General features: G+C 60.4%; 5 protein-coding genes. 3 read left to right on the top strand and 2 right to left on the bottom strand.

Annotated features, from left to right (window positions below; translation table 11 throughout):
* Nucleotides 1-20: 20 nt before the first annotated feature.
* On the bottom strand, nt 21-2,474 hold the full coding sequence (pgaA, locus tag ACFQ95_RS05950; protein ID WP_422829916.1) for a poly-beta-1,6 N-acetyl-D-glucosamine export porin PgaA: 2,454 nt from the start codon (nt 2,472-2,474) through the stop codon (nt 21-23).
* Between the two features lie 190 nt (nt 2,475-2,664).
* Nucleotides 2,665-3,516, bottom strand: coding sequence for a PEP-CTERM sorting domain-containing protein (locus ACFQ95_RS05945; protein ID WP_422829915.1), 852 nt, complete (start codon nt 3,514-3,516; stop codon nt 2,665-2,667).
* Between the two features lie 317 nt (nt 3,517-3,833).
* Here ACFQ95_RS05945 and uvrA point away from each other — a divergent pair, with 317 nt between their 5' ends.
* From uvrA to ACFQ95_RS05930, 3 genes are all read left to right on the top strand, one after another.
* Entirely contained in the window at nt 3,834-9,662 is a 5,829-nt protein-coding gene (gene uvrA, locus ACFQ95_RS05940) for an excinuclease ABC subunit UvrA (protein WP_422829914.1), read from the top strand.
* 6 nt (nt 9,663-9,668) lie between these two features.
* On the top strand, nt 9,669-10,715 hold the full coding sequence (locus ACFQ95_RS05935) for a histone deacetylase family protein (RefSeq protein WP_422829913.1): 1,047 nt from the start codon (nt 9,669-9,671) through the stop codon (nt 10,713-10,715).
* A gap of 339 nt (nt 10,716-11,054) precedes the next feature.
* The gene (locus ACFQ95_RS05930) at nt 11,055-12,362 is read left to right on the top strand and encodes an ABC transporter substrate-binding protein (protein WP_422829912.1); all 1,308 of its coding nucleotides are present in this window, start codon (nt 11,055-11,057) and stop codon (nt 12,360-12,362) included.
* Nucleotides 12,363-12,391: the final 29 nt, after the last annotated feature.

The raw sequence follows: 12,391 nt of genomic DNA, 5'->3' as shown, positions 1-12,391 counted from the left end.
GTGAAGAGCGGTGATGGTGTTCAGAAGCGCCATGTCAACTGGAGGTAGAGATAACCTTTGGTCTCGTATTGCCCGTCATATGGGAAACGCCGAACACCAATGCCATAGCGGGTCGATCGATCCTGGCCCCAGCGCCATTCGTGCTCATACCGATAGTCGTAAAAATTGTTCCAGCCATATGTTGTTTCTCCCCATGTGTTATTTGTTCGCACATTGCTGGTCTGGCGATAAAGACCCAAGGTGGCAGCAAGGCGGTGGTTGAATGAGCGCTCATACTCCCGCCATAGCTGCCAATCTCCGCTTAGCGTCGCAGACAATGCAATGTCTTTTTTAGGATTGAAGTAGATGGCATCCTGTGCAGAGTTGGTGCTGGTGTAGGCTGCCGTCTGGAGGTCGACCGTACGCCCATAACCGCTGTACAAGCGTTCCGTCCAGGCGACCGAAAGCGCCTTGCGTTTGTTGCCGTCGTTGAAGTCGTAATAGGCTAAGTCGGCCGCAACTTTCCGCGACTCGTTCCAGGTGTAGGCCACACCGGCGACAGCCTTGCTAGCGTACAAATATGTTGGAGCCCAATCCTCAGCGTTAGGTAGTCTGCCTTTCAAAGGGAAATCATTGGTCTCGCTTTCATAACGAACGCGTGCCGATATGTGGTCGTTGGCCTGCCAGCCAACGCCAGCAGCCCAGACCGTGTCGCGGCCATTGCGCTGATCTTTGCCTAGTTCTAAGGTGGCTTGGATGTCTTTTTGTGTGAACTCGATGCCCGCACCAAGGCGCTCATGTTGGGCTGAGTCCCCATTGAACTGAGCGTGTGCCAGATGTTGAGTGGCAAAGACGCGTAAACCAAGATCGGTTTGCCCGCTGTAGAGCACTGATTCCCAGGTCATGTCATCGTTCCCTGAAACACGCCCTTGCCCATAACCCTGGGTCACCGTAGTGACGAAAAGTGGTCGTTGCCGACGTTGCCAATCGTTTTTCAAACGGCGTACCGCAGGGTGTTCCGGTGCCTCGGCCTCTAGGGTTTTGACCATCTCTGCTGCGCCAGCAATGTCGCCCTGTGCCCAAGTCGCGTTCGCCAGACCAACCCGCGCGCCAATGTGCGTCGGCTCCACTGTCAGAACCTGTGTGTACAACTTTGCAGCTGCGCGTGGAAGACCACGAGCCGCCAGTAGATCAGCTCTGGCTAGCCAAATGCCTGCGTCTTTCGGTAGCTCAGTCATCAGCGCTTGTGTTGCGGCATCAGCTTCTTCAAGCCGATCAGCAAAGCGCATGATCGTGGCTTGGGTGCGCCGTGTACCTGCAGCGTTTTGCGTCTGCGTCATCAGATCCTGTAAAACGTTTTCAGAAGAGGCAAAGTTTTCCGCTTCAAGATGTGCGTACATCAAGCTTGTTCTTGTCCCAAGATTGCCTTCATCTTGTTGCAGTGAACGCAAGTAAAAATCTCGCCCCCGCAAGGGCTGGCGCAACTGCATAGCCGCATCGGCTGCAGCATTGACAACATAAGGGGGGAGCGTTACATCCTCTGCATCCAAGGCCTCGAATTCGGCTAATGCTTCTGCTGCACGTTGGCGGTCGCGTAGCGCGACAACTCGATCCTTGCGTAGGCGCAAAAGGGTGTCCTTTGCCTGCAAGGTGTTCGCCTCAGAAATCAATCTCTCATTTTCGGCAATTGCGGCATCGATGAGTTGATAACGGTTGATGCCGAAATCCTGGTCTAGACGCTTTTCTGCCGCGCGAATGTGCTGAGCATTCAACTCCTGCCGTCGCGAGAAATCGGCAAGTTTCTCCGCGTCTATCGCATTTGCTTCGGCGGTATCCAGCGCGACCTGAACATTTGTCTCGCGCGCATTTTCTGGCACCGATGGCAAGGTTTGGGGCAATGTTGCTGGCGCTCCTTCTAGGGACATCAGACGTCGACGAAATGGCTCTGCACGTTCGGCTTCGTGTCGGGCCATCAAAGCGTCGATGGCAGCCCCAAGTATTTTGGGGGATTGTTGGGCGAGTGCCAGCGTCGTGGTGTAGTTTTGATCGGCCGCGTTCAGTTGATGGTCTTCCAATTGCGCCAACGCCAGTCCTAGTCTCGCATCGGCATTCGCCGGTTCGCGTTTAACGATGGCGCCATAAGTTGCGAGGGCGCGTTTGGTGTCTTTGGTGGTGGCCGATAAGGACGACTTCCCAATCGCCATCAGCACATAGGTCGGAACATCTTTTCCCTGCTTGATCGATTGACTTTCCAAAATCGCTTGATCGTGGCGCCCGGCCCAACTGAGCACTGTCACCCAGTCATACCTGTACCGGAGGTTTTGGGGATTCTGTTGAACAAAGCGTTCAAGCTCTGGTAGAGCTGCATCAAACCCTCCGGCGCGAGCGATGGCGACAGCCTGACTTTGGTTCGCAGACGCGGCGTATGCAGGCATCTGATGCGTGGCAATGGCAAGCGAGGTCGCGGCAAAAATGATGGAGTGATTCAGGCGCATGGCTTGTGGCCCTGGGGGTTAGCGTAAATTGAGGCTAAGAATGGACATCGCCGCGCCGCCTCCTCTGCGGTCCAAGTCAGGCGGCTCGGAACGCCGTCTTTTGGCGAGGCAAAGGAAGGCCCCACCCCTAGTCGCAATGCAAACAAAACGATAGGGGTTGTGGACGTGCGGGCTTCGTCTGTGGAGAGGCTTAGGCGCGGCGTTTGCGGCGCACGCCCCAGACTCCGAGTAGGCCTAGGGAAAAGAGGGCTACGCTGGCGGGTTCCGGGACATGGTTGAGTAACACTTCCGGTGGGATCAGGCTCCATTGCCCGTCTGGTCCTGCCCAACCCAGATCGATCACGCCGGCTTCCAGGCGGTTGTAGTAGTTGAGGTTGATGGCGTAGTAACCAACGGACAGATCGACACCACCGAGCAAATCATTTTCTTCTGCCAGTGAAAAGTAGCTGCGACCGGAGCTTTCCGCCACGTTGTCCTGACCCATGCCCAACAGGCCATTGGCGCCGGTCAATGAGAATGAAAAACCGTCGTCAGAAAACACGCCGAAATCATATTTTCCGGAAGTAGCCACATACAAATAGCCGGTGAAAACCGCCGCGTAGTTGGTTTCACCACCACCGACTGCAATCACGATGGGAGCCAATGGGCGCACACCATCGACGTGCCAGGGGCTTGCGCCATAAGTGTTGTTGTACAAGTTGTTGGCAAAGCTGATGTCGGAAACCGTGTGCGCGATGGCGGTGACATTGGGATTTTGGCCAGAGGCAATGTCGGCGATATCCATGGTTGACCAAATGCCGGTCCCCCAGCCGAAGTTTTTGACTTCGGTCGAGGCTGCGCCACCTTCGGACCACTGGTAATTGCTGAAACGTGCGTCGTCGTTGACTTTGTACCAAGCGCCCGCCAGACCCTGACCAGCCGCCGTGGGCGCGGCACCCGTCATCAACGGGTCGAGTGCGGGCATGGCTTGGGCCGGGCCAGTAAAAAGAGCAGAGATGCCACAGAGTGCAAATGCATGACGAAGTTTTTTGAGGGTTTTCATGTGCAGTGAATTTATTTTGTTACTGTGTATGCAATGAATTATCTGGAAACTGCATTTGTTACGTTGTGTACTTTTTCGCTTGAAAGAAGATTTTGAAATGGACAGTGCTGTTTTTTCAAACAAGAACCAGGAACGGGGCAAACCGCACAAATTTCGATAGATCCTGCCGTTCGTATGGAAACGGCACGGTGCCATGTGCCCATCAGACCTGGGCTTTTGTCAGTTGTTGGCGATGCGCAAAGGATGTTCGGCGCTGCTCAGCGAAGGTATTGACGGCTCCCTAAAATGGTTCGCCACACCAACCTAAGAGCATCTACATGACCCAGGGATCGATCCGCATTCGAGGGGCCCGCCAGCACAATCTGAAGAATCTTGACCTGGATATCCACACCGGCGAATTGACGGTGGTGACCGGCCCTAGTGGCTCGGGCAAGTCCAGTTTGGTGTTCGATACCCTGTACGCCGAAGGTCAGCGGCGCTACGTGGAAACTTTCTCAGCCTACGCGCGCCAGTTTCTGGACCGCATGGACAAACCCGCCGTGGACCGCGTGGAAGGCGTGCCGCCTGCCATCGCCATCGACCAAACCAACCCCGTGCGCTCGTCCCGTTCCACCGTGGGCACGATGACCGAGCTGAACGATCACCTGAAGCTGCTGTTTGCGCGCTCGGCGAATTTGTTCGACAGCGTCACGGCGCTGCCGGTGCGCCACGATTCCCCCGACAGCATTTACGAAGAGCTCGCAGCCCGCGCGCAAGCTGCTGGTGATCCACGTCTGGTGATCACGTTTCCGGTTGAATTGCCGGCCACGGTGACCGCTGAAGAAGTGGCGCAGTGGCTTGCCGCCAGCGGCTTCACCCGTGTGCAAGCCGAGCGCGAAGTCGCCGTTTCAGCCCCGGCCGCCACCACACCCGGCAAAAGCAAACCCAAAGCCGCTAGCAAAAAGGCGGGTGCAGTTGACGCGGCTGGCGCCACCACCCGCAAGGTGCTGGATGTGGTGGTTGACCGTATCCGCCTGAGCAACGCTGAACGCGCGCGCGTGATCGAGGCGATTGAAGTCGGTCTCAAACGTGGCGCGGGCCGCGTCATGGTCTACGCCTTGCAAGACGACGCCCAGCCCTTGCTGTGGAAGTTCTCTACCGGCCTGCATTGCCCCGAAAGCGACTTGCGTTACGCCGAGCCTATTCCTTCGCTGTTCTCCTTCAACTCACCCGTAGGGGCCTGCGACAGCTGCCGTGGTTTTGGCCGTGTCATCGGAGTGGACTACGGACTGGTTGTTCCGAACGACAAACTCACGCTGCGTGCGGGCGCCATCAAGCCTATGCAAACGCCTGCCTGGCAAGAATGCCAGGACGACTTGATGCGCCACGCTGAGGTGGCTGGCATTCCGCGCGACACGCCGTATTACAAGTTGACGGCCGAGCAAAAAGACTGGGTGGTCAACGGCTCGCCGAATTGGAACGGCAAGTGGAACCAGCATTGGTTTGGTGTGCGCCGCTTCTTCGAATACCTGGAAACCAAGTCGTACAAGATGCACATCCGGGTGCTTCTGTCCAAGTACCGCAGCTACACCACCTGTCCGGTGTGCGCGGGTGCGCGCCTCAAAACCGAAAGCCTGCTGTGGCGCATCGGCTCCGCCGAGAACGCCAACGCCGCGCTGCCCCCTGAGCAGCGCCAGATGCCTGTTGGCGTGGACTGGTCGCGTGCACAACTCGAAGCCTTGCCCGGCCTCACGCTGCACGACTTGATGTTGCTGCCGCTGGACCGCTTGCGCAGCTTTTTTGCGCGACTCGAACCCTCGCTGGCACACCACGCCAAAGTGGGTGAAGCGCAGGCGCTGAAGCTGTTGCTGGAAGAGATCAACACCCGCCTGCGTTACCTGTGTGACGTGGGCATTGGCTACCTCACGCTCGACCGGCAAAGCCGCACACTCAGCGGCGGCGAGGTGCAGCGCATCAACCTCACCACGGCGCTTGGCACTTCGCTGGTCAACACGCTGTTTGTGCTGGACGAGCCCAGCATAGGCCTGCACCCGCGCGACATGAACCGCATCATCGAAGCCATGCTGCGCCTGCGCGACGCGGGCAACACGCTGGTGGTGGTGGAGCACGATCCCGCCGTGATGCTGGCCGCCGACCGCATGATAGACATGGGGCCCGGCCCCGGTGCGCGTGGTGGCGACATCGTGTTCGACGGCAGCACCGCTGATTTGCGCAACGCGGATACGCTCACCGGTGCCTACCTGGGGGGCCGCAAAACCATTGGCTCTGGTTTTAAACGCCTGGTGACCGACAGCACGCCGCGCCTCATTCTTGAAGGCGCACGTGAGCACAACCTGAAAGACGTGACCATAGAGTTGCCGCTGCAGCGCCTGGTGTGTATTACCGGTGTCAGCGGCTCGGGCAAGTCGTCGCTGATACAGGACGTGTTGGCGCCCGCGCTGATGCGCCACTTTGGCCGCGCCACCGAAACCCCTGGCCTGCACGACCGCCTGCTCGGTGCCGAGCAGTTGAGCGATGTGGTGTTTGTCGACCAGTCGCCCATAGGCAAAACCGCGCGTTCCAACCCCGCCAGTTATGTGGGTGCGTGGGATGCCATACGCGAATTGTTTGCCAACAGCACACTCGCGCGCCAACGTGGCTATACCGCCAGCAAGTTCAGCTTCAACAGCGGCGATGGCCGCTGCGCCACCTGTGGTGGTTCGGGTTTTGAACACGTGGAAATGCAGTTCCTGAGCGACGTGTATCTGCGTTGCCCCGACTGCGACGGCAAACGCTACCGCCCGGAAATCCTGGAAGTGAAGATAGAGCGCCGCAACGTGGCCGATGCCCGCCTGGTGCAACTCAACGCGGCCGATGTGCTGGACCTCACCGTGGCCGAAGCCGCGCTGATGTTTGAACACGACCGCGACGTGGTGCGCGCCCTGCAACCCATCGTCGACGTGGGTCTGGAGTACGTCAAGCTCGGCCAGCCCGTGCCCACGTTGAGCGGGGGGGAAGCGCAGCGCTTGAAGCTGGCGGGCTTTCTGGCCGAGGCCGCGAAGAGCGGCAGCGCCAGCCGCCAGCCCACGGCACGCAAGGGCAGCTTGTTCTTGTTCGACGAACCCACCACCGGCCTGCACTTTGACGACATCGCCAAGCTGATGCGTGCGCTGCGCCGCCTGCTCGACGCCGGCCATTCGCTGGTGGTGATCGAACACAACCTCGACGTGATTCGCGCCAGCGACTGGCTGATCGACATGGGCCCCGAAGGCGGTGACGCCGGTGGCACCGTGGTCGCGGTGGGCAATCCCGAAGAGGTGCGCAAACACCCCACGTCGTACACCGCGCAAGCGCTGCGGGAATACGACGCCACGCTGGGCCTGGGCCCGCTGGTGGCGCAAGAGGCGCCGATTGCAGCGCTGCGCAAAGCACGCGTGTTGCCGTCGCAAGACATACAAATCGTCAACGCCAAAGAGCACAACCTCAAGGCGCTGTCGGTCAATATTCCGCGCGGCAAGTTCAACGTGATCACCGGCGTCAGCGGCTCGGGCAAATCCACGCTGGCGTTCGACATCTTGTTCAATGAAGGCCAACGCCGTTACCTCGAATCGCTCAACGCCTATGCGCGCAGCATTGTGCAGCCGGCGGGCCGGCCCGAGGTGGATGCGGTGTACGGCATTCCGCCCACGGTGGCGATCGAGCAGCGCCTGAGCCGTGGCGGCCGCAAGTCCACGGTGGGCACCACGTCCGAGGTCTGGCACTTCCTGCGTTTGTTGTACGTGAAGCTAGGCACGCAGCACTGCATCCACGACGATGCCGCCGTGCAGCCGCAGACGCCGGACAGCATCGTCAGCCAGTTGCTGCGCAACTTCAAGGGCCAGCACATAGGCCTGCTGGCGCCGCTGGTGATGAACCGCAAGGGTGTCTACACCGAGCTGGCCGATTGGGCGCGCCCGCGTGGCTTCACGCATCTGCGGGTGGATGGCGAGTTTTTACCGACCACCAACTTCCCGCGCATCGACCGCTTCAAGGAACACACCATAGAACTGCCCGTGGCCAGTCTTGACGTGACACCCGAGAACGAAGCGCAACTGCGCCAAGCGCTGGCGACGACGTTGGAGCACGGCAAGGGTGTAGTGCACATCTTGAGTGACCTGGACGGTTTGAAAGACGCGATGGAGAACGGTACGCCCACCGCCGGCATTGGCCGCGTGTTGGCGTTTTCCACACACCGCGCCTGCCCCGTGTGCAGCACAAGCTACGCCGAGCTGGACCCGCGCCTGTTCAGCTACAACAGCAAACACGGCTGGTGCCCGGACTGCGTGGGCACCGGCTTGGCGTTGACCAAGGAGCAGCGCAAGGTGCTCGACGACTCCGTGCGCGACGACGACAACAAAGGCCGCGAACAGACCTTTGCCGAGCCCGAGATCGAAGACGTGGTCGACCACGTGTGCCCCACCTGCAGCGGCACACGCCTCAATGCCACGGCACGCGCCGTGCGCTTCGACGGCCAGGCCATCACTTCGCTGGCTAGCATGAGTGTGGCCGAGGTGTCGAGCTGGGTCACACAGCTGCAAGCCGAACACAAGCTGAGTGAACGCGAAACCGGCATTGCCCGCGACCTGGTGCCCGAAATCGCCAACCGCCTGGCCTTCCTCGAAGAAGTGGGCCTGGGTTATTTGACGCTGGACCGTGGCGCGCCCAGCCTCTCCGGCGGCGAGGCGCAGCGCATCCGTCTGGCGGCGCAGTTGGGCAGCAATTTGCAGGGCGTTTGTTACGTGCTCGACGAGCCGACCATAGGCCTGCACGCGCGCGACAACCAGATCCTGCTCAACGCCCTGCACAAGCTCGGCGACAAGGGCAATACGCTGGTGGTGGTGGAGCACGACGAAGACACCATTCGCCGTGCCGACCACATCATCGACATCGGCCCCAGCGCCGGCAAACGTGGCGGGCAGGTGGTGGCGCAGGGTTCGGTGGCCGATGTATCGGCCGTGGCCGAATCGGTGACCGGCCGCTACCTGTTGCACGCCATTCGCCATCCGCTCGCAGCGCGCCGCGAAGTGACGACGACGGCTGCGGAAGGCGAGAACGCGCAGCCATGGATCACCGTGCGCGGCGCCCAGTTGCACAACCTGCAAAACGTCGAAGCGCGTGTACCGCTGCACCGTCTGGTGGCCGTCACCGGCGTCAGCGGCTCGGGCAAATCGACGCTGGCGCGCGACGTGTTGTTGACCAATGTGCAAGCCGCCGTGCAGCAGCGCGCCACCAAAGCCGGCCGCGACGATTGGGATGCCGGCAAACGCGCGCCGTGGATTGGCTGCAGCGATGTCACGGGTTACGAAGCCGTGGACCGCGTGCTCGAAGTTGATCAAACGCCCATAGGCAAAACGCCGCGCTCGTGTCTCACCACCTACATCGGTTTCTGGGACACCATCCGCAAGCTGTTTGCCGAAACGCTGGAGGCGCGCGCGCGCGGCTACAGCCCTGCACGCTTCTCGTTCAACACCGGCGACGGCCGTTGCCCCAGCTGCGAAGGCCAGGGCATACGCACCATCGCCATGAGCTTCTTGCCCGACGTGAAGGTGAAGTGTGAAACCTGCCATGGCGCTCGCTTCAACCCCGAGACCTTGGCGGTGACCTGGCGCGGCAAAAACATTGGCGATGTGCTGCAGATGGAAGTGGACGAAGCGGTCGAGTTCTTCGCCGCCATGCCCAGCATTGCGCACCCGCTGCAACTGCTGAAGGATGTGGGCCTGGGCTACCTCACGCTTGGCCAACCTTCGCCCACGCTCAGCGGCGGCGAGGCGCAACGCATCAAGCTGGTCACCGAACTCAGCAAGGTGCGCGATGAAGTCGGCCGGCGCGGCCAGAAAGCACCGCACACCCTCTACGTGCTGGACGAACCCACGGTCGGCCTGCACATGGCCGACGTGGAAAAGCTGATCCACGTGCTGCACCGTCTGGTGAACGCCGGCCACAGCGTGGTGGTGATCGAACACGACCTCGACGTCATCGCCGAAGCCGACTGGGTGCTAGACCTCGGTCCCGATGGCGGCACGCGTGGTGGGCAAATCGTCGCTGCCGCAACGCCCGAAAAGCTGGTGCAACTCGGCACCCATACCGGCCAGGCCTTGGCGCCCGTGCTGGCACGTAACGGAGATTGACTCACCATGCTGACCATCTACAACGACCAACACCCTCTGCACCACGGCAAGATGGAGATGTACCGCGGCAATCTTGTGCCGTGTGTGGAAGTGCCGGCACGCGCCGACTACGTACTGGCCGAGTTGCAAAGCCGCAAGCTGGGCCACATAGAGGCGCCGCAAGGCTTTGGCCTTGACGCCATCACGCGTGTGCACGCTGCGCGCTACGTCGATTTTCTGGCCGGCGCCTGGGACGAGTGGGTGGCGCTGGACCCGGCCAATGCCGAGCGTGATGCAATTCCGTCGTACTGGCCTATACGCAGTTTTCGCTCCGACGTGTTGCCCGCGAGCTTTCCCGCGCGCATGGGTTTGTTCTCGTACGACGCGGGTTCGCCGCTCACCTCCGGCACCTGGCGTGCGGCGCAGACCGGTGCGTTTTGTGCATTGACGGCGGTACAAAAAGTGCTGCAGGGTGAGCGTTCCGCGTTTGCGCTGACGCGCCCGCCAGGCCACCACGCCGGAGCCGACTTCTTTGGCGGCTACTGCTTCCTGAACAACGCAGCGATTGCGGCGCAGGCATTGCGTGATGCCGGTGTGCAACGTGTGGCGGTGTTAGACATCGACTACCACCACGGCAACGGCACGCAGGCGATTTTTTATGACCGGCCCGACGTGTTTTTTGCCAGCGTACACGGTGACCCGCACACCGAATACCCCTATTACCTGGGTTATGCCGACGAGTTGGGGCAGGGCGCGGGCCTGGGTGCCAACCTCAATCTGCCGCTGCCGCACGGCAGCGATTTCGCCCGCTGGCGTGCGGCGTTGGCCGTGGCGCTGCAAAGCATCGCCGCATTTGGTGCCGATGCCTTGGTGGTATCGCTGGGTGTGGACACGTTTGCCGGTGACCCCATCGCCGGATTCCAGCTGCAGAGCGCCGATTTCCTGCGGGTGGGGGAAGACCTGGCGGCCGCCGGCCTGCCCACGGTGCTGGTGTTTGAAGGGGGTTATGCCGTGGCCGAGGTCGGGGTCAATGCGGTGAATGTGCTCGACGGCTTTGTCCAGCGTGCGGGCTGAAGCGGCAGCAAACGACCTGCTCGCTGCACACGGGTGCTCCTGTATCCATAGCTTTTACCGCATGTTGGGCTTGCTTGAACTGCCAATTTGATACTTGAATTCCGGATCGGCCCGTTTGCTGGTTTTGCCAACTGCTTTGGGCACTATTTCACGCAGATTTGCTCATTTCCGATACTTTAACAACGCCATCTAGGGTTAACACCAGATCTTTGGCGCAAACAAGTATCAGAACTCGCTTCTGAGGTATCGGCCTCATAGCCTCCGCTCTCCTACTATTTCGTGACCCGCAAGTTGTATACGCAATGCAGCGGCGGTTCCCGAAAACACAGGAGACTTTTCATGAAATTGAAGATTTGTGCTGCTGCCATCGTCGGCCTGCTGGGCGCTGCCGGCAGCCAGGCTGAAGACTTGGTTATTGCCACCGTGAACAACGGGCACATGATCGAGATGCAGAAACTGGGCAAAAATTTCGAGGCCGCCAACCCCGGCGTTTCTCTCAAATGGGTGACGCTGGAAGAGGGTGTTTTGCGCCAACGTGTCACCACCGACATCGCCACCAAGGGCGGCCAGTTCGACGTGATGACCATTGGCCTGTACGAAGCCCCCATCTGGTCGAAGAAGGGCTGGCTGGCCCCGATCAAAACCGATGCCGCCTACGATGTGGACGACATGCTGCCGGCCATCCGCAACGGCCTGACCACCGACGGCAAGCTCTACGCCGCGCCGTTTTACGCCGAAAGCTCCATCACCATGTACCGCGCGGACCTGGTGAAGGCTGCAGGCCTGACCATGCCAAGCAATCCTACGTGGACCGACATTGCCAACATCGTCGCCAAGATCCATGACCCGGCCAAGGGGGTGTACGGCCTGTGCCTGCGTGGCAAGCCGGGCTGGGGCGACAACATGGCCCTGATCACCACCATGGTGAATACCTTTGGTGGCCAGTGGTTCGACATGGCCTGGAAACCACAGCTTGAAACCAAGCCTTGGAAGGACGCCATCACGCTCTACGTAGATCTGATGAAGAAGTACGGCCCGCCCGGCGCCTCGGCCAACAGCTTCAACGAAAACCTGGCGTTGTTCAACGAAGGCAAGTGTGGTGTGTGGATAGATGCGTCGATCGCCGCCTCGTTTGTCAGCGACCCCAAACAATCCAAGGTGGCCGACAAGGCCGAGTTTGTGCAAGCCCCCACCGCGGTGACGCCCAAGGGTGCGAACTGGCTGTGGTCGTGGAACCTGGCCGTGCCCGCTTCTTCCAAGAAGCCCGAGCTGGCGCAGAAGTTCATCACCTGGGCCACGTCCAAAGACTACGTGAAACTGGTGGCCAAAGAAGTGGGCTGGCAATCCGTGCCCACGGGCACACGCAAGTCGACCTACGCCAGCCCCGAGTTCCAGAAGGTGGCGCGCTTCGCTGCTACGGAGCTGAAGGCGATTGAGACTGCGAACCCGAACGACAGCACCTTGCCTAAGTCGCCGTATGTGGGTGTGCAATACGCCGCCATTCCCGAGTTCCAGGCCATTGGCATTGCCGTGGGGCAACAAATGAGTTCGGCACTGGCTGGCAAAACAACGGTGGACGCGGCGCTCAAGACCTCGCAAACCGTGGCCGAGCGTGAGATGAGCAAAGGCGGCTACTACAAGAAGTAAGCCCATCGGTGCGGGCCAGCCTTCTGGCT

It is taken from the genome of Variovorax sp. HJSM1_2 (assembly GCF_049316285.1).
GTDB lineage: Bacteria > Pseudomonadota > Gammaproteobacteria > Burkholderiales > Burkholderiaceae_C > Rhodoferax_B.
The sequence above is the reverse complement of the archived record's forward strand: the minus strand, read 5'-3'. Positions and strand labels throughout refer to the sequence as shown.